Source organism: Streptomyces rubradiris, assembly GCF_016860525.1.
GTDB classification, from domain to species: Bacteria; Actinomycetota; Actinomycetes; order Streptomycetales; family Streptomycetaceae; genus Streptomyces; species Streptomyces rubradiris.
The window spans coordinates 1-20,161 of the sequence record NZ_BNEA01000010.1; the positions used below are offsets into that span (position 1 = coordinate 1).

Below are 20,161 nucleotides of genomic sequence, written 5' to 3' on the forward strand. Positions count from 1 at the left end.
GCAGCTTGGGTACCGCAGGACGTTGCCGGCCTCGTCGATGAAGCAGCCCAGGGCCTTGGCCAGCGGCTTGCCGGTCTTCTCGAACCGGTCCTCTGCTGCGTGGATGATCGAGGCGATGATCGAGGTGAACAGGGGACCGTACCGCGCCGCGTTCGACGGCGAGGCGACCAGGCAGACGGTGCCGTTCTCGTCCAGGAGCTGCTCGGGGCTGAAGTCCGTGCGCTCCGCGACGACCCGGACGTCCCTGTTGCGGTAAACGGCGGCGACCACATTCAACGTGAACTGGACACTGCCGGCGCCGTCTTCATGGAGCTTCAGCCACGGCTGGGCGTAGTCCATGGCGACCTCGGGGTAGTCCGGTTCGAGGATCGCGCGGACGTGGTCGACGGCGTCCCGGCCGAGCGCGAGCCACTCCCGGAATGCGCGGATGCCGCCCTTGGAGATGTTCGCTGCGAGAAGCAGGCCCGCGAGGATGGCGCGGGCCTGCGCGATCCAGGGTTCGGAGCGCGGGTCGTAGTGCTGCTGGGCGGCGTCCGCCATCCACTCCGCCATGCGCTCGGCGGAATCGGCGTCACACGCGTAGTCCACCGGCGACCAGTGGGCGGTCGTCCGCCCGCCGGGCAGGCCGGCGGGCGCGATGACCCAGACTGGGCCGAGAGTCCGGCGGCTGTTGTAGATGGCCTCCAGGTCGGCGGCCTTGGTGGTGGTGAGAACGCACGGCCCCTGCCACTCGGCTGCGTTGCCGAGCAGGAGTCCGGTCGTTTTCGCCGAGCCGGGCGGGCCGAAGGCGATGGCCGACCCGCTGCGCTCGATCACGGCTACGATTTTGTTGGTGTGCTGGCCGCGGCCGGCCGTGATGCGGTCTGGCCGCTCCTGCGGGTTCTCCGGCACGGCCATCTCCAGCTCGGTTTTCCTGCCGCCCCACCGGGCGCCGCCCGCCGGGGGCTTGCGGCCGCCGAAGGCCCGGAGCACGACGGCCACCGCACTGATCAGCAGGATGAGGAGCAGGACGGCCACGATCCAGAATGCCCATGTCGGCGGCGCGGGATCGTAGGCGGCGCCGGGTCCCCGGCTGATGGTCAGGAGGATCGTCTCGGGCACGCTTCTCGTGGGACTTGCCCACCCACGGCCGGTCATCAGCCCGGCCAGCGGCGCGGCCGCGAGCAGGATGGCGCTCGTTCCGATGACGACGCCGGCGCCGATCGCGGCCAGGAGGGTGTTGTCGTCCACGCCCTTGCTGTCGGCCATCTAGAGCACCATCCTCTCGTCAGTCTCGAACAGTGTCTTTTCGGTGCTGGACAACAGGAGCTGGACGGCGTGCGAACCACCGCCGCGGCCCACTTTCCACAGGGCGCGACCACGCTGGCCGGCGCCCCAGCTGCCGATCAGCTCGCACTCGGCGTCGGTGAGGCCGATCGCCTCGCGTGTGATAGCCAGCGGACGGGTGTCCTGCGCCAGTTGGATCCGTGTCTCGCAGGAGGCGATGAGGTCCTTGGCGATGGACACGGCTTCCGACCCGGCCGCGCCGACGCTCTCGAAGTCGCTCAGGCGATGGGTGGCCAGCAGCTGGATGGTGCCGGTCGCACGGGACAGGCGCAGGTCCGCGTCGATCTTCTTGACCATTGCGGCGCCGCCGGATCGCATCTGCCGCCACAGTTCATCCCGGACCACGATCCACGGCCGCTCTCCCGGCCGGTCGATCGCCGACTGCGCCCAGGAGGAGACACACGTGAGCACCATGGCCACGGTTTCGTCGCCGTACTGCTCCAGCGCCGAGATGTCGACGCTCTGGATCGGGGCGTTCCAGTCCAGACCGATGCTCGTGGTCTCATCGAACAGGCCGCCCAGATGCCCGGTGATCATTCCGCCGAGAGCGCTGCGCAGGGACTCCATGCGCTCCCGGGCCAGCTGGATGTCTCCGTCCCGTACGCGCAGTTCCCGCGCCATGGCCTCGGTGGGGTCGCGCAGCTTGTCGTAGACCAGGGGGAGAGTGGGCACGCTCAGATGCGTCTGCCCATGCAACTGGCCGGTGACCTCGCGGACAGCGACATCGAGGCACTCTTCCTCCTGCGGCCGCAGGTTGCGGCGGAGCTGGAGTTCGAGCAGGGCCTTCAGCAGTGTCAGCCGCCTGCGGTGGATCTCCTTGAGCCGGGCCTGAAGGACGGCGTGGTTGCGGATCTTTTCCAGGTCGTAACCGAGCGGACCGGCATCCAGGGGGTTGAGCCGGCCCGGCAGGCCGGGGCCGAGCCGGACCGGCTCGACCCCGAGGTGCTCGCACAAAGCACGGTACTCGCCCTTCACATCGCCTGCGACGAGCGTGCGGTGTCCCAGCGCCATCATGCGAAAGCACAGTGCCTTGATGTGCGCCGACTTTCCGGAGCCGGGGATGCCGGTCACCATCACGTTCGGGTTCGTGCACAGGCCCTCGCTCACCCAGACGGCCGGGTGCGCGGAAAATGCCTGCATGGTCAGTGTGTTCCAGCCGATGTAGACGCCGACCGGCGGCAGGGACGACGCGTGCAGGAACGGGTAGATGCCCGAGGCCCGGTCGGTGTCGGCCCGGAAGACCTCCGCCTTCGCCAGGGAGGCGACCCGTCCCGCGAACGGCTGGCTCCAGCCCTTGCGGGGCGCGATCCGCATCGCCGCCTCGGGGCTTTCCAGCAGGCGCAAGCGCCGCTGCTCGCGGGCGGACAGCTGTTTGGGCTTCGGCCGGTCCTGTGCTTCGTCGAGGAAGTCGGTCAGCCGGGAAGACCGCAGTCTGGTGTCGTCGGTGTCCTTGCGGCCGAAGGGGAGTGCCATCAGATCCCCACCCGCCGGTTGGGCAGACCCTGCCCCAGCGGCAGGGCCGCGATGGCGAAGGCATCGTCCTGGGCACCCCAGGCCCGGCGGATCTCCAGGCCGGCGGACGAGGCGTCCGCCTGGAGTTCCGCACAGGCGGTCTCCAGCTCCCCCAGATCGGTTACGGTTACGGCGATCAGGGCCGTGAACCGGACGACGCCGTGGCCGCTCGCGCGAGCGACGTCCTGCGCCCGTGCGGTCATCGCCTCGCGGCGCTCGTCTTCACTCTCCGCCCGGCCCGTCTTGGCCCGCAGCTTCCTCTGCGCTTCCCGCTTGGTCTTCTCCCGCGCCAGTTCCTGGCGGGCCTTTGCGGGGCCGATCGGCTCGTAGACGAGGGTCAGCGACCGCCGCGCGTTCGCCCGGGGCCGCAGCAGGGGTTGGAGGAAGGTCGCGTAAACCTCCGACTGCGGGAATCTCCGGACCTGGTAGCTGACGGTCCAGGCGCCGTCATGGCGGTACAGGCCCCATCCTGCTTCCGTGGCGGCCGGGCCGGCGAGTTCGGGGTCGACCCCCTTGGGGGCGCCCTGCCAGTTGGGGGCTTCCGCCGCGGTGTTGCGGGCGGAGAGGGCCAGCTGGGCTTCCGGGTCGAAGGCCGTGCGGATCACCTGGGCGACACCCCGCGGGGTGAGCCACTCCACGACCTGGAGCCCGGCGCTGGACAGCGAGCTCGACATCGCGTTGATCTCCCGTACGAGAACGGCGGCCGCTCCGATCTGTCCGCCGCCGGCGCCTTTGATGGCGAGCCGGGCGCGTGCTGCCGACAGCGTGATGGCCAGGTAGGTTTCGCGTTTGGTCGCGGCCGGCCCTGCTCCTTCCATCAGGTCGTCGAGGGCCTGCACGGCCGCGGGCGGGGCGTCGGGGGAGATGTGACGCTCAGTCCATGAGCGCAGGGCCGCTCCGTCGTCCGGGAGGGAGCGCTGGTGGACGGAGATACGGGTGATCGCGCCGTCTTCCTTGCAGTGGCTGCGCAGGAATGCGGCCCAGCCCTGGACGCGCGCGTTCTGCCGCTCGGTGTCGATCAGAGCCAGGCCGGGGAACGTCACCCGGCAGATGGCCGTGTAGGTGTTCTCGGCCGGTGCGGGGTTGTGCATGATGCCGATCTGACCGCCCAGCCCGTCGGGAGCCTCCAGCAGGTGCAGCCGGGCCAGTCGGCCAGGCAGGTCCATGGGCTGGCTGCCGTCCTTGGCCCGGGGCGCGAACAGCCCGCTGAAGAACAGGTTGCGCTGGGTTGCCACTGCGATCTGATGCCTAACTGCGAGGATGATCCACTCGTCTGCCGACAGGCCGAGGACCCGGCCGTATGCCAGCGCGAGCAGGAGGAACGACACGGGCAAGGCGATGAACGCCGAGCTCCAGGAGTGGGTGTAGAAGGGGCTGACCGCGATGATCGCGGCGGCTGCCACGAGGGCGAAGCCGAGACCGCTCAGGTTGCCGATGAAACCCGAGCGCTCCGATTGCCATCCGCTGTAGAGAGCGGGTTCGGTCTGGGACACAGGTCATCAACTTTTCGATGGGGGCTGGGCGGGGGGCTGCTGTGGCGGCCGGGCCGCTGTCTGCTGTGGCGGTCGGGCCGGTACCTGTGGCGGGGGTTCGCTCTCCTGCGTGGGGGACGGATCGGCCGGCCGGGAAGGCGGCGACGCAGGGGTGTCGCTGCCAGTGCGGGGCGGTACCACCACGTGACGGCCGCCCTGGGCGCCGTGGCCCAGGCCCGCGTTCGCCGCAGCGTTCTGGAACGTGCCCTCGCTGATGTCCTTGCCGACGGCGGCGAGTTGCAGGCCGGTCCCGACGACGCCGCCGGCCTTGCTCATGAAGGAACCGCTTGCACGTCCTTTCATGGCCTTGGACCAGAAGCCGCCGCCTGCGGATCCGCCGTCGGCCGAGGCCGACGTCTCGCCTTCGAGCGCCTTGGTGTAGTTGGCGCCGCCGCCGACCATGCCTGCCCCGCTCAGGCTGGGCTGGTTGCCGCCGAAGAGGGTGCCGACCGAGCTGCCGATGCTGCTGATCATCCCGGAGGCCGCCGACGTTCCGTCGCCGTTGCTGGTGATCACGATGAACTTCGCCAGGACAGGCCAGCTGAACGCCGCGACGACGAACACGATCAGGCCGACGATCACGTTGCGGACGCCCTCACCGCTGGCCATGGCGGAGAACCCGATCGAGAAGCAGATGACGACCACCGGCTTCATGAGGATGAGCGAGATCAGGGCGTTGCGGGCCTTGGGCCACCACTCCTTGGTGGCGTCGGACATCTGTCCGGCCAGTGCCAGGGGCATCATCGTGACCAGGATCATGATTCCGGCCTGGCGGATCAGCATCTCCATCCACAGTGCACCGATCGCCAGGATGCACAGGATCGAGATCACGATGACAAAACCGACGGAAGCCGGAGCCATGCCGCTGCCCGTGATCAGCGCTGCCCCGGCGGTGCCGCCGGCTCCCGTTCCGACCAGTCCTGAGAAGAGGGTGCCGAGCTGGGTCTCCATCGCCTTGCTGGCGTCACCGGACGTGGTTCCGCCGCCGTCGAAGGAGTAGTTGATCAGCGCTGTCGACAGGCTGTCGCTCCAGTTGAGCGCCACCTGCGTTGCGAAAAGGTAGACGCTCAGGATCGCCGCCCACTTGGCCAGGCCGACGATGGCGGTGGCAGCGGGGCCGCCGCGATGAGACACGGCCACCTTTGCGAACTGCACCAGGAGCAGGAAGGTGGCGACGACGAGCGACAGCCCCCAGCTGATGCCCAGTACGGGGCTGATGCCCGCTTCCGCCAGGTTGATGCTGGAAATGGCGTTGAACGCTTCAGCGAACTGCTTCAGTAGCCAGACCACTGAGTGGCCGAGGGCTGCGGCCGCCTCCTGCAGAGCGTTCGCCGCCGCCTCGCTGATCTTGCCCATCACCCAGTCGATGGGTGTCTTCGCAGGAGGCGGCCACTTGCCGTTCGCCTCCTCCTTGCACTGGGCGAAGGACTTACCGTCCTTTTTGACACACTTGGTGAGGTAATCCTTGATCTTCTCGTAATTGGGCTGGTTCTTGTCGGCCTTCGCCAGCCACCGGTTCAGCTCGTTGAGCTCGAACTTCTCTGCTTCCTCGGGCACGCCCTCGCTGACGCAGCTCGTCGTGCCGTCCTGCGGGAAGTCCTCGCAGTCGACCGGCGCGCGGCAGTTCTTCCGCGTCGCCGCGTTCGGGTCGTCCTGGTCGCAGTATTCGCCCGTCTTGGTGTTGATCCCCCAGCGGTGGTCATTCAGGTTCGCGGGCAAGGGGTCCGGCGGCTTGGCGCCGGCGAGGGCTATCGACGTCCCCGACGCCATGAGGACGAGCACCGCCGCGAGCAGAGTCGCCAGCCGGGCCAGTGCCCTAGCCATCGGAGACCTCCCGCCAGCCTGCCGCCCAGGCGTACTCGCTCGCGGGGTCGTAGGCGACCGGGCCCTTGACCCTGGAGGCGTACTTCGCCTCGGTGGTGACTTTCCAGTCGCCGCTGTCCCACTTCAGGATCAGGTGCGTGGTCTCGTCCCGCAGGGGGCTGTCGTCGGCGCCCTTGTCACGGACCGAGGCATAGCGGTCGTAGACCATCCACACGTCGACCACGTCGCCGGTCCGCTCCAGCGATCTCGTCAGGACGGCCTTGACGGAGGTGGTGAAGGTGACGTTGTCCGGGCTTCCGCCCGAGGGCGGAAGCCCGACTGCCTCCCTGAGCTTGCGGACGTCGCTGACGCCCTGGTCGACGGTCGCCGGCGAGTCCTTGGCGGCGATGGCGCTCCACTGTCTGCGGGCGGTCACGTCGTCCAGGAGATCGAGGTCCTCCCAGTACGACACGGCGGCCGACGTCGCACCGAGCGAGGAGTGCTCGAACCCGGTGCCGATGCCGTCGGTGTGCTTGGCCGCCTTCAGCAACGGCACCCGGCGACTGGTAGCCGGTGTGTACTTCTTGTCCCGCGGAGCCGCCGAGGAAGTCCCGGGTGCGGCACTGGGCGAGGCCTTCCCCTCTGCCCGTCCGGAGGTGTCGCCGTCATCGAAGGCCGTGACGGCGAGAACGCCACCGACGGCCAGGGCCGCGACGATCGCGGCCCCGCCAACCGCCAGCCGGAGCTTGGCCCGGCGGGCCTTGCTCTCGTAGTCCGCCATCACGAGCCCTTCGCCATGCTGTAGAGGCCCAAGACCAGACCCGAGGTCACGGCGATGCCGATCGCGGCGAGTCCGGACGAGACGATGGCGGCCTTGCCGCGCGCGGCGAGTGTTGGCCGCTCGGAGTTGTGGCCGATCGCGATCATGGCCCAGCCGGACAGACCGCCCAGCACGCACCCGGACAGGCCGCCGCCTGCGGTGTACCCGAGGATCTCGCCGGTGGGCGTCTTCAGCGCGTCCGGCAGAGTCGGTGTGAAGTCGGGGACGGCCGGCCCGCCAGCGGCGAGGGTCAGGACGTCATGCATGGACTGGAGCAGCTGGCTCATGTGAGTACCCCTTCAGGAGCGGGTTGGTTGGGGGAAACAGAAGCTGCGGGGGCATCGGGCAGGGCCGCAGGCACCGGAGCGGCGGGCAGGGGGTGACCCCAGGCGCGGTGAGCGGCGTCCAGCACGGCCGCGGCCAGCGCGGCGCCCGCTTCGTAGGTGCGACGGCCAAGGCGGTCGGCCTGGGCCATCCCGTGGCCGCGTACATGCGAGTCGAACGGCACCGTCACCACGGCGGACACCTGGGGCTGGAGCATCGTCGCGGCCGCCTTCACCGGCGGAGGCAGACGTCCCTCTCCCGGCACCGACAGGGCTACCACGGTGCGCTGGAGCGGGAGGCCCTCGGCGGAGGCGGCCTTCACGGCCGTCTGGAGAGCAGCCACGCCCGGGCCGGTCGCCAGCGCGCACAGCACCGGCACCGCGAAGGGCAGGGAACACCAGGCAGCGGTCTGGCCGGTGCGTCGGCCGGCGCGCGCGGTGACGATGTCGTGAGCGACCGGATGGGTGGTGTCGGCCACCACCGCTTGCCAGCCTCCCCCTGAGGCGAGCTGGTACCAAGCGGCCGGGGCCGAGGGAAGGGACAACTGCCCGTGATGCCATTCCTGATGGTCGGTCAGCACGTGCCAGTTCCCGCCGGGCCCAGGCAGTTCCGAGGCGGCAGCCTGCACCTGAGCCCGGGTGAACGGCTCGTCCGGAGGGAGCGAGGCGAGCCCGGCACCCGGCTTGGCCGGCCAGGCGGGCCAGGGCGAGGCGAGCCGCGGGGCGGTGTCGAGCACGATGGCGCTGCCCGCCGTGCTCAGCGAGGCCGCCAGAAGACCGGAGACCGTCGACCGCCCGCTGCCGCCGGACGCCCCCAACACCGGAACGAGCACTCGTGATTGGCCGGGCAACGTCACGGCCGGTTGGAATTTCGTAGCCAACGCTCCCCCGCATTGCAACTGTAATCACTGCGACGGTCACACGATGTGAACACGTGTTTGAGAGTCTATGCCGGGCAGACGACACTCCAGTGGTGCCCCTGAGGTGGGGGTTCTGTCAATTCCTTTATGTACCGAGCCAGTTGTGTAGTACGTGCGGCTTAGCGACCTTTTATCCTGTTCTGTTGCGCCTCGGGTGGGTGACGTCCATGTGATCGCCCTTACTTCCTTCGGGACCGGAAATGGCATGTGGCAAGGTGGCGTTCAGTCGTCCGGGGGGACGTCGGCCGCTTGCTGAGCGCAACGGACCCATGCGCGCACAGCAAGACGACGGCCACAGCGGAACACGGGCTCATGGGGGAATGGCTTGAACGTCAAACGGGGGATCGCACTCCTGGCGGCGGTCTTCATCATGAGCCCCGTGGCCCTCGGCCTCGGGATCGTCCTGCTCGTCGCGTCCGTCGGAAACGACGGCAACGGTGGCGGCGGCGACTTCGCCCTGAGCAGCGGCGCCCTCCGCGTGGGCAAGGACTTCGTCCCCGCCCGGTACGCGGGCCTGATAGAGAAGGCCGCCTCCAGTTGCGATGCTGGCCTGCCCGCTGGTGTCCTCGCCGCTCAGCTGATGCAGGAGAGCCACTTCAACCCCGAGGCTGTCTCCAGGGACCCGCGTACCGGACGGCCCATCGCCTACGGCATCGCGCAGTTCATACCCAGCACCTGGGCCGACGAAGGGGTCGACGGCAACGGTGACGGCGTGAAGAACGTCAAGGATCCCGAGGACGCCATCCCGGCGCAGGGACGGATGATGTGCAAGCTGCTCAAGAAGGCCAAGAAGCACCCCGGTTACAACGGCTCCCCGATCGAACTGGCCTTGGCGGGATACAACGCCGGCTGGGGAGCGGTCGACAGGTACAAGGGCGTCCCCCCGCCCTCCTTCGCCGACCGCCAGACCTACGACTACGTCCGCATCATCATGTCGAACGTCGAGAAGCTCACCGCGCCGGACACCTCCGGCGACCCGGAGACCTCGGGCCAATGGAGCCTGCCAGTGAACGCCTCCCTCGGCACGCCTTACCACCAGCAGGGCGGCGCCTGGTCCAGCGGTTACCACACCGGCGTCGACTTCCTGGCCTCCAGCGGGACACCGGTCCATGCCATAGGGCCCGGCAAGGTGGTGACGGCCGGATGGGGCGGTGCCTACGGCAACCAGGTCGTCATCCGGCACCCCGACGGCATGTACAGCCAGTACGCCCACCTGAGCAAAGTCCGGATCTCCGCCGGCGATACCGTCAGCGGCGGTCAGGTCATCGGCCTCTCAGGCGCCACAGGCAACGCGTTCGGCCCGCATCTGCACTTCGAGATCCGCACCGGCCCCGAGTACGGCAGCGACGTGAACCCGCTGCCCTACCTGCGGAAAAAGGGCCTCGGCGTGTGAGGCCGCCTACCTCTGACAGCGCCAACGAACAAGGAACGCCCATGCACGAGGAGCACTTCCGCCCCTGGGGACACGTGTCCCCGGACTTCTGGGCCACCGTCGACAGCACCCGTGGGGGCGGCGAGCGCCCCGAGGCCGCCCCGCGGCAGGCCGTTCCCGCCGAGAGCCAACCGCCTCCCTCGCCGGAGCCCGGCGACCACGGCCAGGACCAGGACGTTCCCGAGGCCGCCAAGCCGGCCGCTCAGAAGTCCGGCCAGGCCGTGGCGGCAGACCTCCCGCCGGGATTCCACGAGCGTATCTTTGCGGTCACCTCCGCGTTCAACCGCCCGGAGGACCGCCACGGACTCGCTCTCGCCGGCATCGAGGCGGAAAAGCTGGACGAGGAGCTAACCGAGCTGTACGGGCAGCACCACACCTACACGATCAACGTGCGCGAACTGCGCGGCTGGCTCGCGTACCTGTCAGGTGACGCGGGCACCGCCGCACGCTGGTACCTGCACACCACCGGGCTCCAGATCCAGGTGCACGGACCGGCTCATGCCCAGACGCAGGGCTCCGTCCGGCGTGCCGTTCACACCTGGCAGCAGGTCACCAACCCCGCCGACATCGTCGGGATCGGCACTGGGCTCGTCCAGGTCGTTGCCGCAGTTCTCGGCCCCGAGAGCGAGGCCGCCCGGTTCGTACAGAACCGGCTCAAGCAGACACCGCAGCCTCAGCGGTAGCCCACCCCCTGCTGAACTCCACGAGAGCCCCCGGCTTGCCGGGGGCTCTCTGCCGTGTGGCGCGAATCTGCTGTCATGCCACACGAGCCCTTGACGCTTGTTGGGAAACCCCTACATGATTTGTTGGGAAACCCCGACAAGAGTGAGGAGTGATTGTGACGACGTACGACCCCAGCTACCAGGGGGACCAGTGGGAGACCAAGAGGATCTCGCTGGACCCGGAGACGATGACGCCCGCGACGGTCGTGATGGAGCCGGACAGCGTCGCCGGCCCCACCGCCTACTGGCCCGACGGCGCCACCTCCTACATCCTGGCCTTCAAGGGCGGCCTTCCCTCCTGGACGATCGCCGACGAGGCCGAGACCGCAATCGCCGCCCTCGAAGCGCTCCAGAGCGGCCAGGAGATCGACAAGGAACTGCTCCAGGCGTACCTCCGAGGCGTGCGCCGTCTGGAGATGCGACTGACCGCGATCAAGGAAGAACTGCTGCTCTACGCCCGGGAAACCGGCCCGGACGGCAAGGCCCGGCTGACCTTCCGAGAACTCGGGGAAGAGCTCAGCCAGCACTACAGCACCGTTGCCGAGCGCCACCAGCGCATCGTCGACGGCGACTCCGCCGACTGGCGACACTGGGTCACCCAGCACACCGAGCGCGCAACCTTCTACACCAACGGAGGAGAACCGCCCCAACCCCCGCAGTCGCAGCGCGCGCACGAGACCGGCGTCTTCGACAGCGAAGAACCGGGCAAGGTCAAAGCGCGCTGCCGGTGCGGCTGGTCGGGACCGGCCGGAACCAGCACCGTGACCGCCTCCCGCCAGGGCAAGGACCACGAGCTGAACCCGCTCGGTGTATGAAACCCCGGGGCAGCCGACGGCTCGGCAGCATGGCGGCGCCCCGGGGACTCCCGATCCGCATCAACGAAACCGAGGAGCCCCACCATCATGACCCACCGCTCGCCTGGCGCACAGGGCCAGGCACTGAGCACAGCACCATCCGCCACCTGGGACAGACCGTGCGTGCTGTTCGCCCACCAGGCCCGCCGGCGCCCTACCTCCGGCTGGCCGCGGCCACGAGGGATGGACACGCCGATCACCGCACCCTCCCACTGCGTCGGCATCCGTCCGGCAGTTCCCGGAAGTATCCCGATGACCTGGCATCTCAACGACGACGGTGCCTTCACCCGCCACGCGCAGCAGCCCGGGTTCACGCTCATGCGCGATCTGGGCCTGGAGCCGGCGGACCTGCTTCAGCACGACGCTCATCACGAAGCCGGACATGCCGTCCTCGCCCTTGTCCACGGCATCCCGGTCACGCGCGTGACGACGATCCCGAACCACCAGCACGCGGCTCACGTGCAGTTCGCCGCCTGGTCCGGCATGTGGTGGTCCTTCGCCGTGACGATGGCGGCCGGCGAGCGTGCCGGCGAGCGGTGGATGCGTGAGGTCGGGCTGGCAACGCCGGAGCGGCTGTGGAACGCCGAGCGGCACTGCGCCTCCGACCGCCATCAGATCGTGGAGACCGCTCCCGAGCCGCATGCCGTTGTCTTCGGGCAGATGGACGCGCCTGATGGGCGGCAGGCGCTCGACTACCTGAGTCTGTGCGAGGCCGCGGACGCGTTGCTGACGGGCTTCTGGCCGCATGTACGCACCCTCGCCGCCGAGCTGGTCGAGCACCGGGAACTCACCGGTCGGCAGGTTGCCGACATCAGCGGTCTGCCCCTTCCCGCACCCCCTCCCGTCACCATCCGCCGAAGCCCCCGAGCAGCGACAGGAGACACCCGATGACGCCCCTGGAGCAGGCGACTACCCTCGCGACGTTCGGCTCGGTCTGGGCGGTGCTCGCAGTCGGCCACAACCTCGCAGACCACGTCTTCGGCCAGAACGACTGGCAGGCAACAAACAAGGAGGCGCCGTCGGCTGACGAGGTCGCCGCCGGCACGAATCCGCGGCAGGGCTGGGACGCCTGCCTGGCGCATGTCGCCCAGTACCACCTCGTCATGGCCGTCATGCTGGTCCTGGTCTGGGCTGTCCTGCCCCTCCAGCTGTCCTGGACCGGCCTGGCGGCGGGGCTCGCCGTCTCGGCCATCACGCACGCGTTCTTCGATCGTCGATGGCCAGTGCGCTGGCTTCTGCAGAACACCGGCTCTCCGGACTTCGCCGATCCGGAGAAGACCGGGCTGAACGGCGTGTACCTGACGGACCAGGCTCTGCACCAGACGGCGCTTCTGGTGTCCGCGCTGCTGATCGTCCGATTGTGAGGCGGTCGCGGAGACCGAGGAGAGCAGGCAGAAACCATCTGCCCCCCACCAGCCAGAAGACGAACGGATCACAGAAAGGCGCCAGTCGCGATGACCGATGAACTGTGGGACCTGATGCGCGAGACCATGGCACTGCGCCAGCTCAGCGACGCTCTGTATCAGAGCGATCTGGCCGGCACCACCGCACCGAGCCAGGAACGGGAGTACCGACTGCGACGGGCAGCAGCCGACCAACGCCACGTGGCCCTGTACCCGGACGACGAGAAAGGACGGGCAGAAGCCCAGCGGTCAGCCGTGATGTTGCGCGAACACGACGCCATCCACGCGAGCCACCGCGGGGCTGTTCCGGCAACTGCATCCCAGTGGGTGAGTCTGGACGGTGCCGCCGCCTACGTGCGCCAGGAAGCCGCAGCTGCCGGCCTGACCGGCCCCAGCTGAAACCTGCGGCCCCGAAAGCCACCAGAGCCTCCCCGCCGGTGATGCGGCCTGGACGCCGCGCAGGGAGTCGGGTGACCGTAGCGCACCGTCCCTGAAGAACTGGCGGACCACCGCACGAGAAGGGCCCGACGGCTGTCGCCGTCGGGCCCTTCCTCCTCCCGACCTTCTTCCCGAGCCATCCGGCTACGCGAGCGCAGCCTCCTTCTCCACGCGGCTTACGCCAGCTTCCTCACTGTGCTGGTGCCCGATGCCGGGGACGTCCTGCCGATGGCGCTCTCCCGGCTCGTCCATGCCGTTTGCCCCGCCATGCGCAGCATCCTGATGGTCCGGCACGGCCTCAGGCACCTTCTGCTGCACCGCGGCCGCAGCAAGCCGAGCCCGCTCCAGTTCTTCAGCGATCTGCCGCAGATCCGGCAGGAGTTGCTTCACCGCCGTACGGACAGCTCCCTCGGCCATGAGTCCCTCTTGCCTGCCGTTTTTCGTTCCCTTTCCGGCCGCTTTCCCCAGCTGCCTGTTCGCCTGGTAGGCGGCGCCATTACTGACGTGCGAGTTGTCGTCCAGGACGCGCAGGTCCCCGGCCTGGATCTGCGCCACCAAGGCGTCGCGGAGCATGTCCTTCTTCGACTTGCCGGCGGGGGCCAGGGGAGGCGGTACCGACTGGGCCTGGACAGGCGGCTGCGGTGCCGGTGTCGCCGGTTGAGGGGTCGGGCTCGGCAGCGACGGCGCCGCGACGGCCGCGGTACCTATCGGAGGGGGTGCCCCCTTCGGCAAGGCGGACGCAGCGGGCGGCTGCTGGCGGGAGACGGGACGAGGCACCGGCGCTGGTGCTGCCTGCACAGGTGCCGTAACGGAGGCTTCGGCTGGCTGCCAGCTCGGCTCAACGCCTCCCTGCGGGCGAGGAGGTTCCACCGTCTGCGGCGCTGAAGGCGCGGGTGCCGTCCTCGGAAGGGGCCTTCGGGAGCCCGGAGCACGGACGTTCTCCATGGTGCTGTGCAGGTCGTTACGCCACAGCTTCCACATCTGCCGGGGGTAACCGACGAACGGCACCCACAGGAGCAGGCTGTAGCCCCGTTCGGCGTTCTTCTTGACCTTCCGCTTCGGGTACTTGCCGAGGACCAGCTGCTCGACCTTCTTGAGCAGGGTCTCCAGAAACACCGCGTACACAAGCGGCGGGATCACCGCGACGAGCCGCCCACCGATTGAATGCGACGGTGCGTGCAGCAGGTTCATGGTGGCACTGGCAACGACAAAGGCAACCAGGTAGAAGCGCGTCAGCTGACTGGAGCGGGCCGTGAGCGCCTCGAACAGCCGCAGCAGCGACAGGCCGAGCGCGCCCGCGTCCAGGAGGAGAGCGAATCCCGTGGCGGCATCCCACGAGCCTCCGTTGCGGTCGAACGCGTATGCCTTCTGGGCGCCGAAGCTCAGCCAGGCCGCGATGCCGGCGATGCAGAAGATGATCAGGAAGGCGACCGAGAGACTGATGACCGCCAGACGCCGCCGCCACGACTTCCGCCGCTCGTCGGCCAGCCGCTCTCGTTCCTCGGCGGACAGCTTGTCCTGCTCGCGATTGCGGCGCGAGCGCAGGACGAGCGCGACGACACCCAGAACGCAGAGCGCCGCGAAGCCGATACCGGCTGGCAGCACCAGTTTGTCGACGCTCATCAACGTGTCACCTTCCCCCGGCGAAAGACCACACCTTCAGCCCCGGCGGGCCTGCGGATGGCGATCGTCGCCTGGTGATGCATGGACTCTCCGATCAACGGTTGCCAGGGGGTTGGGAGCCCCAACACTAAAAGGTTGCGCTGACATCCCCCGTCGCCACGCCATCCTCCCCCAGCACCGTCGTCACGGTGGCACCGTTTATCGCGTCCCGGACGCCGACCGGCTATGACAAGAGCGGCGGTCTGCCCGAGTTGCTGACGGCGCCTCGATTCCCCCGATGCGCGTGGTGATCAGGCAGGGTGGAGATGGGCCTCCGTACGCACCATTGACGATGCACGCATAAGCGCCCCGCCCGGTCGTGGGACCAGACGAGGCGCACCTTGTGCCTCACCCGCTACCGTTGCGGGCTATGCGCGAAACACAAACAGAGACCGTACAGGTACCGCGGCTAAGTGACGACCTGGCATTCCTCGACATCGTCACCGAATGGGACATGTCGACGGCCTATCAGGACTGGAAGACGGCCATCGTCGTCCCGCCAACGTTTCTGCCGGCGTCCCTGCCCCGCATCATCGCCATCTGCAACCAGAAGGGCGGTGCCGGCAAGACGGTGACGACCCTGGAACTCGCGATGGCTCTGGTCGCTCGGGGCCGGCGTGTGCGGATCATCGACGCGGACCCGCAGCACGCGTCTATGAGCGCCTGGCTCCAGTTCTCCTACCCCGAGGGCCTGCCTGCGGAAGACCGCAAGAACCTGAAGGACCTGTACTTCGACGACGATGTCACCCTGCGCGACATCACCTATGGGACGCCGTACGAGGGCCTGTACTTCGTCCCGTCGTTCCCAGACCTGACCGACGTGGAGAGCAAACAGCCGACAGGCACGGACACACTCCTCCGCTTCCAGCTACGGGAGAAGAACGACGACGTTGACGTCACGCTCATCGACTGCGGCCCCAGACTGGGCCCGCTCACGGCCTCCGCGCTCGTGGCAGCGCATGACGTCATCATTCCCGTCCAGGCCGCCAGCGGCCTGGACGTGATGGGCGCCGCTGCACTGGACCGGACCATCGCCACCGTCAAGAAGCGGCTCAATCCCGAACTGCGGATCGCCGGTGTCGTCCTGACCGACTTCACTCGGTCCACTCTGGCACGAAAAATCGGCGGTGGCCTCGCCAAGCGATACCCCGACGCCGTCGTGGTCCCAGCCCGCCAGAACGTCCGTATCGGTGACGCTCAGTTGGCTCGGCAACCTCTACGCATCTTCGAATCCGCCGCGACGACGGTTCTCGATTACGACCGCGCAGCCGACATCCTCTTCACGCGGGGGCGGTAATCGTGGCGTACGACGCAGGCCAAGCGCTGGATGAGCTGTTCGAAACCGACACCGAGACAGACACCGGCGGCGATCCGGAAGAGCTGGTAATCGCCCAAACGGAGGCGATCCTCGACGGCCCGGCGCTGAGCGACAGTGTGGATGAGGTGCTTCGGCTCGCCCAAGGGCTGCCGAGCCTGGAGGAAGTCCGTGAGGTCCCCGACGGCGATCTCTCAGAGCTGACTGATCTGGAACAGCAGCAGAAGGAGCAGACCGAGAGGATCATGGCCACTGCGGTGGCGGCCGGCAATGCGGCCCTCTGGGTCGTGGCTCAATGCCTGGATCGCGCCGCCAAAGGCAGGTGGTGGCGTAGGACACACAGCACGCTCGGCGCGTACTGCGAGGAAAAGATCGGCCGGTCCCCGGTGTATGCCCGCCAGCTGCGAAGCAATGCCCCACTGGCGTTGGAGACGGCCCAGCGGACCGGCACAGTCCCGCCTCCGAGCCACATCAAGGAGACCCGCAAGACCGAGCAGCTCCACGGCAGGGAGGCCGCTCTCAGCCTGTACGAGATCGTCCTGGACATCAGCGCCGAGCTCGGGGAAAAGCCGACTGCCGCGAGCCTGGCCGCCGTTCATGTGCGTCTGCCCGCCGAGCTCCCCGCAGCCACGGAACAGCAGCGCGCTGCGATCGAAGAGACCGTGCGCCGGACACTCGGAGCGGAAGACGCTTCAAATGAAGCGCCTACGTTCGATTCGGAATCGAACAAGGACGCTTCAAATGAAGCGCCTCGCAGGGAGGCAGCCGCAGACGCTGGATCTGGCGCCGATGACGGTGACGACATCGAAGACGCTGAGATCGTTCCCGAGTACATGGCTACGCTGCAGGACGCTTTGAAGAAGCTGAAGGCGATCGATCGCGCCCTCACCAAGGCTGTCTTCGTCGCGGCCGCGGCGGAACCTGCAGATGGGAGTGACTACGCCACCGTGCGTGAGGAAATTCTGAAGAAGGCCACGGCCATCAGGAACAAGGCCTTGCATGCCCCGATGGGACGGCCGATCGCTGTCAAAGATGAGCAGTCGGCCCACTAGGCCGGCGCACCGTACACGGTCTGTCACGTGCTCGGTATGACGGAGGCCCCGCCGTGGCGGGGCCTCCGTCATACCAGGGGAGCATTCGTACAGTGCTGTCGTCGGCACGAGCAACGAAATCGCGCGCTGGTGGGCGAATCCGTTGGTCCAAGTCAACGACCTCCGCTACGATCCCCCATGCTGTTGGCTCAGCTGGCCCGGCCAGAAGCCCGACATACTCAGCATCGGTCGCCTGGTCGGCGTCCAGGACGAACCTGTTGCCGTGCCGCCCCCACGGCTAAGCCTCTGCGGCCTGGCAGGGGAGAACCGGCCTGGTGGGGGATCCCGCTACGCGGGAACAGATCGCTGCCGCTTGCCTAAGCCGAGACGTCGTCTACCGGCAGCAAACACATGGCACCGCGCTGGCGTGGCCGCGGCGCGACGGCGGTGTGCACAACGGGCGAACGGCAGGCCAGCGCGAAGGCCCACCAGGACGATTCAGCAAGGCCCGGAAGAGAGAGGGGGACGGGTGAACGAAGACGAGATTGCCCGAGGAGTTGCCCGCGGACTTCAAGAACATGAACGGCGCAGAGCTGAAGGAAATGCCCGCTCGCTCCTGGCGGGTGTGGCTCTCCTGGGCCTCGGGATGATCTTCTTCATCTGGCTGGTCACGTACGCCTGACGCGACGAGGCCCGGACCGTACTGTCGGGTCCGGACCTCCAGCACTTCCCGAAGCACAAGAGGGAGAGGCCCTCCGTCGCAAGTGTCACCTTGCCTCGGCCAGTTCCACCAGCCGTACAGCTGCCTCCAGGGCCGCCCTGGCCTGATCGGTGGCTGCCGCCGGCTCTCCCAGCCGCTTCGCGTACGCCCGTGTTTCCCGCACCACCCCACGCACGTACGTGACCAGGTTGGCCCGCTCCCGTGCATCGCGCCGATCATCCACTGCCTCCGCGAGTTCGCCCCACCAGAACCCGTCATCGTCGGGGTTCTCCAAGATCTCCCCGGCCGCATGATGCCGAAGTAGCACCCGCGCCGCCGCGTCCAACTGCCTGTAAACCGACTCTCCGGCTGCGATCCGCCGCTGCTCCGCGAGCCGTACCTCGGTAGCCCGTTGGTCGACCAGGTGCGCGACCTCCGGCTGCCTCCGGTCGTCTGGATTGCCGTTGACAGCGACATGCAGACGCTTGCGCAGGTTCACCACGCTGCCCGGGTTCGGCTGGCCCGCCCGATCGAGATACCTCAGCGCGAGGGCCATCTCCCTCCACGGCACACCACCGGTACGGGCGTCGTCGATCGCAGAGAGCTGGAACGGATCGGCGGCAAGGCGCAACCACTCAGCCAGCTGGATCCGCAGCACCGCCGCCTCCCGGTACGCGTCGCCAGTGAGACGGCGAGCGTGCTCCTGGGCGAAGGCGAGGACACCGAACAGCTCCGTGTCGCCGGGCCAGCGCTCCAGATACGGCTCGTCCCTGCTGGCCTCGCGATGAAGCTCGTACAACCGGGAGGCCAGCAGGAGCGGAGGGGTCTCGGGCGCGGGCCGGGCGGGCCGGACATCGCGGGCTGTGGGGGGAGGGGGCTTGCGCGCGCGTTGCATCACTCGCCTCTGAGGTGCGGGAGGTTGTGTGGAGCGGACCATTTCCGCAGGTCAAAGTGCATTTGGGTAGTTTTCCTGCTGGTGTGGAAGCCAACGCCCCAACTGCGGCGTGGAGCGCAGTCTAGTAGGGGGCAAACCCTCGTTTTCCTACTAGGAAAAGTCCCCGGAGGTCGGGCGGCATCGGCAGGGTTGGCGGGAGCGCCGGGGCCCAGGTGAGGCTGAGCACGATAGATGTCGCGCCCTCCAGGTCGCGAGCAGGCACAGGTTGGGGCTCACCGTCGCCAGGGGCACTCATCGGCCGGCGCCCTTCTCGTCGAGGAACACCTCGCTCTGAGGCGTCTCGTGAACGGGTCGGAAGGAAGCCATGCTTTCACGGATCACTCCGCTGCTGGCCCGAAGCGCGTCGACCAACCTGACGGCCGAGGCCGGAGGTAGCTCTCCTTCGTCCAGCCCGCACGCGTGGACGAGGTCGCGGGCAGCGTTCGCTTTCCCGGAGGAGACCAGGTCGGTGAAGCGGGGGTTGGCCAGGCACTCGCGGGCGGCGTAGCCGTCGGTCGCGGCCATGGTCCGACGGTGCAGTTCCTCGGCGACGAGGTGTGCTTCGGGGCTGTCGGACTGGTCGAGGAGGTCCAGGACGGTCAGCCCGAGGCGTGTGTCGAAGACGGTCGTACCGATGTCGGGTTCGCGCTGCACGTAGCTGTTTACCAGCTCGGGGAGCAGGTCGTCGGCGGGGTGGTGGGCGGCTCGGCGGCACATTACGGCCAAGCAGGTGGTGACGGCGTTTTCCCAGGGTTCGCCGGGTGTCGTCTGGGCGACGAGACTGGTGGCGTGGTCGGGGTCGCCGTGGAGGGCGGCGAGTACGGCGACCTGTCGGCCGTCCAGCATCCGCAGTCCGAGGCCGTGGTGTTTCTCGATGTGGGCCAGGGCCTCGGTCCAGCGGCCGGCGGTGGTCAGGGTGCGGGTGCCGTCGGCGAGGATCACCCGCCACAGCCAGGCGCGTACCTCGTCGCGGTCGGTGTCGCTGGTGGTCAGCTTTGCGGGGATGCGGACGCCTTCGAACTCGGCGGGGGCGGCGTTGCTGACGGCGTCGAAGAGGTTGAGGAGTCGGTGGCGGCCGTCGTCGGTGTTGCCGGCGCGGATCTGGAGGCGGGCGAGGTTGACGACGGGTTCGAGGGCTCGGATCGCGGTCATGCCGGGGAGGGGGGTGGCGTGGAGGTAGGCGGCGGCGTGCTGGTGGCACCACTTTCGGGCGAGGTCGGGCAGGCCGAGGTCGGAGGCGAGGAGCGCGGCCTGGTTGTAGACCGCGGACGCCAGGCCCTGGTCCGCCTTCGTCTGGGCCGTGGCGGAGAGCTTGACCAGGGCGCGGACGCGCTGCGGGAGCGGCAGGCAGGCGGGGCGGAAGCGGGAGGTGAGGGGGAAGCGCCGGGCTATGGAGGCGTACGGGTCCATGGGGACTCCCGGGTAAGGCAACGG

At 68.5% G+C, this 20,161-nt stretch carries 19 protein-coding genes; 9 read left to right on the top strand and 10 right to left on the bottom strand.

The genetic code is table 11. The features are described from left to right. The 7 genes from Srubr_RS12475 to Srubr_RS12505 all read right to left on the bottom strand — a co-directional run. Nucleotides 1–1,248 (bottom strand): type IV secretory system conjugative DNA transfer family protein (locus Srubr_RS12475; RefSeq protein ID WP_230426656.1); only part of this gene is annotated, 1,248 nt, incomplete at its 3' end. Continuing rightward, entirely contained in the window at nt 1,249–2,799 is a 1,551-nt protein-coding gene (locus Srubr_RS12480) for a type VI secretion protein (RefSeq protein WP_189998206.1), read from the bottom strand. Then, nucleotides 2,799–4,331, bottom strand: a complete 1,533-nt coding sequence (locus tag Srubr_RS12485; protein ID WP_189998207.1) for an SCO6880 family protein — start codon at nt 4,329–4,331, stop codon at nt 2,799–2,801. The genes Srubr_RS12480 and Srubr_RS12485 overlap by 1 nt, the downstream gene beginning before the upstream one ends. Nucleotides 4,332–4,337: 6 nt before the next feature. Then, the gene (locus tag Srubr_RS12490) at nt 4,338–6,194 is read right to left on the bottom strand and encodes a hypothetical protein (protein ID WP_229926911.1); all 1,857 of its coding nucleotides are present in this window, start codon (nt 6,192–6,194) and stop codon (nt 4,338–4,340) included. Then, nucleotides 6,187–6,954: a hypothetical protein gene (locus tag Srubr_RS40580; protein ID WP_229926912.1), complete on the bottom strand. Its 768-nt coding sequence runs from the start codon at nt 6,952–6,954 to the stop codon at nt 6,187–6,189. Before Srubr_RS40580 ends, Srubr_RS12490 begins: the two co-directional genes overlap by 8 nt. Then, nucleotides 6,954–7,280 carry a hypothetical protein gene (locus Srubr_RS12500; protein WP_189998208.1) on the bottom strand — a complete coding sequence of 109 codons (327 nt, stop codon included), beginning with the start codon at nt 7,278–7,280 and terminating at the stop codon, nt 6,954–6,956. Before Srubr_RS12500 ends, Srubr_RS40580 begins: the two co-directional genes overlap by 1 nt. Then, on the bottom strand, nt 7,277–8,137 hold the full coding sequence (locus Srubr_RS12505; RefSeq protein ID WP_229926913.1) for a hypothetical protein: 861 nt from the start codon (nt 8,135–8,137) through the stop codon (nt 7,277–7,279). Before Srubr_RS12505 ends, Srubr_RS12500 begins: the two co-directional genes overlap by 4 nt. 466 nt (nt 8,138–8,603) lie before the next feature. On the opposite strand from Srubr_RS12505, the gene Srubr_RS12510 reads away from it, so the two are divergent. From Srubr_RS12510 to Srubr_RS12535, 6 genes are all read left to right on the top strand, one after another. Then, nucleotides 8,604–9,629, top strand: coding sequence for a peptidoglycan DD-metalloendopeptidase family protein (locus Srubr_RS12510; RefSeq protein WP_413790255.1), 1,026 nt, complete (start codon nt 8,604–8,606; stop codon nt 9,627–9,629). 41 nt (nt 9,630–9,670) lie between these two features. Beyond that, nucleotides 9,671–10,351, top strand: coding sequence for a hypothetical protein (locus Srubr_RS12515; protein WP_189998210.1), 681 nt, complete (start codon nt 9,671–9,673; stop codon nt 10,349–10,351). A gap of 155 nt (nt 10,352–10,506) precedes the next feature. After that, nucleotides 10,507–11,205: a hypothetical protein gene (locus tag Srubr_RS12520; protein WP_189998211.1), complete on the top strand. Its 699-nt coding sequence runs from the start codon at nt 10,507–10,509 to the stop codon at nt 11,203–11,205. 291 nt (nt 11,206–11,496) lie between these two features. Then, nucleotides 11,497–12,135, top strand: a complete 639-nt coding sequence (locus tag Srubr_RS12525; RefSeq protein ID WP_203854991.1) for a hypothetical protein — start codon at nt 11,497–11,499, stop codon at nt 12,133–12,135. Then, nucleotides 12,132–12,608 (top strand): hypothetical protein, encoded by a 477-nt coding sequence (locus tag Srubr_RS12530; RefSeq protein ID WP_203854992.1) that lies wholly within the window; start codon nt 12,132–12,134, stop codon nt 12,606–12,608. The genes Srubr_RS12525 and Srubr_RS12530 overlap by 4 nt, the downstream gene beginning before the upstream one ends. A 90-nt stretch (nt 12,609–12,698) precedes the next feature. Continuing rightward, nucleotides 12,699–13,046 carry a hypothetical protein gene (locus tag Srubr_RS12535; RefSeq protein ID WP_189998213.1) on the top strand — a complete coding sequence of 116 codons (348 nt, stop codon included), beginning with the start codon at nt 12,699–12,701 and terminating at the stop codon, nt 13,044–13,046. Between the two features lie 183 nt (nt 13,047–13,229). Here Srubr_RS12535 and Srubr_RS12540 read toward each other — a convergent pair whose 3' ends face one another. Beyond that, nucleotides 13,230–14,708: a DUF2637 domain-containing protein gene (locus Srubr_RS12540; RefSeq protein WP_189998214.1), complete on the bottom strand. Its 1,479-nt coding sequence runs from the start codon at nt 14,706–14,708 to the stop codon at nt 13,230–13,232. A gap of 409 nt (nt 14,709–15,117) precedes the next feature. On the opposite strand from Srubr_RS12540, the gene Srubr_RS12545 reads away from it, so the two are divergent. The 3 genes from Srubr_RS12545 (at nt 15,118) to Srubr_RS12555 (ending at nt 17,775) form a co-directional block, all read left to right on the top strand. Continuing rightward, nucleotides 15,118–16,044 (top strand): ParA family protein, encoded by a 927-nt coding sequence (locus tag Srubr_RS12545; protein WP_189998215.1) that lies wholly within the window; start codon nt 15,118–15,120, stop codon nt 16,042–16,044. A gap of 2 nt (nt 16,045–16,046) precedes the next feature. Further along, the gene (locus tag Srubr_RS12550; RefSeq protein ID WP_189998216.1) at nt 16,047–17,114 is read left to right on the top strand and encodes a hypothetical protein; all 1,068 of its coding nucleotides are present in this window, start codon (nt 16,047–16,049) and stop codon (nt 17,112–17,114) included. Between the two features lie 508 nt (nt 17,115–17,622). After that, nucleotides 17,623–17,775 (top strand): hypothetical protein, encoded by a 153-nt coding sequence (locus Srubr_RS12555; RefSeq protein WP_203854993.1) that lies wholly within the window; start codon nt 17,623–17,625, stop codon nt 17,773–17,775. Nucleotides 17,776–17,860: 85 nt separating this feature from the next. On the opposite strand, the gene Srubr_RS12560 is transcribed toward Srubr_RS12555, so the two are convergent. Both Srubr_RS12560 and Srubr_RS12565 read right to left on the bottom strand, forming a co-directional pair. Continuing rightward, a complete protein-coding gene (locus Srubr_RS12560; protein WP_229926914.1) occupies nt 17,861–18,592 on the bottom strand; it encodes a hypothetical protein in 732 nt (243 codons plus the stop codon). Nucleotides 18,593–18,979: 387 nt separating this feature from the next. Continuing rightward, nucleotides 18,980–20,137 (bottom strand): hypothetical protein, encoded by a 1,158-nt coding sequence (locus tag Srubr_RS12565; RefSeq protein ID WP_229926915.1) that lies wholly within the window; start codon nt 20,135–20,137, stop codon nt 18,980–18,982. Nucleotides 20,138–20,161 lie beyond the last annotated feature (24 nt).

What these genes read in the sequence shown, in the direction of transcription:
- Srubr_RS12480 (WP_189998206.1), bottom strand. Translation starts at nt 2,799, where the DNA reads ATGGCACTCCCCTTCGGCCGCAAGGACACCGACGACACCAGACTGCGG.
- Srubr_RS12490 (WP_229926911.1), bottom strand. Translation starts at nt 6,194, where the DNA reads ATGGCTAGGGCACTGGCCCGGCTGGCGACTCTGCTCGCGGCGGTGCTC.
- Srubr_RS40580 (WP_229926912.1), bottom strand. Translation starts at nt 6,954, where the DNA reads ATGGCGGACTACGAGAGCAAGGCCCGCCGGGCCAAGCTCCGGCTGGCG.
- Srubr_RS12500 (WP_189998208.1), bottom strand. Translation starts at nt 7,280, where the DNA reads ATGAGCCAGCTGCTCCAGTCCATGCATGACGTCCTGACCCTCGCCGCT.
- Srubr_RS12515 (WP_189998210.1), top strand. Translation starts at nt 9,671, where the DNA reads ATGCACGAGGAGCACTTCCGCCCCTGGGGACACGTGTCCCCGGACTTC.
- Srubr_RS12525 (WP_203854991.1), top strand. Translation starts at nt 11,497, where the DNA reads ATGACCTGGCATCTCAACGACGACGGTGCCTTCACCCGCCACGCGCAG.
- Srubr_RS12530 (WP_203854992.1), top strand. Translation starts at nt 12,132, where the DNA reads ATGACGCCCCTGGAGCAGGCGACTACCCTCGCGACGTTCGGCTCGGTC.
- Srubr_RS12535 (WP_189998213.1), top strand. Translation starts at nt 12,699, where the DNA reads ATGACCGATGAACTGTGGGACCTGATGCGCGAGACCATGGCACTGCGC.
- Srubr_RS12540 (WP_189998214.1), bottom strand. Translation starts at nt 14,708, where the DNA reads ATGAGCGTCGACAAACTGGTGCTGCCAGCCGGTATCGGCTTCGCGGCG.
- Srubr_RS12545 (WP_189998215.1), top strand. Translation starts at nt 15,118, where the DNA reads ATGCGCGAAACACAAACAGAGACCGTACAGGTACCGCGGCTAAGTGAC.
- Srubr_RS12565 (WP_229926915.1), bottom strand. Translation starts at nt 20,137, where the DNA reads ATGGACCCGTACGCCTCCATAGCCCGGCGCTTCCCCCTCACCTCCCGC.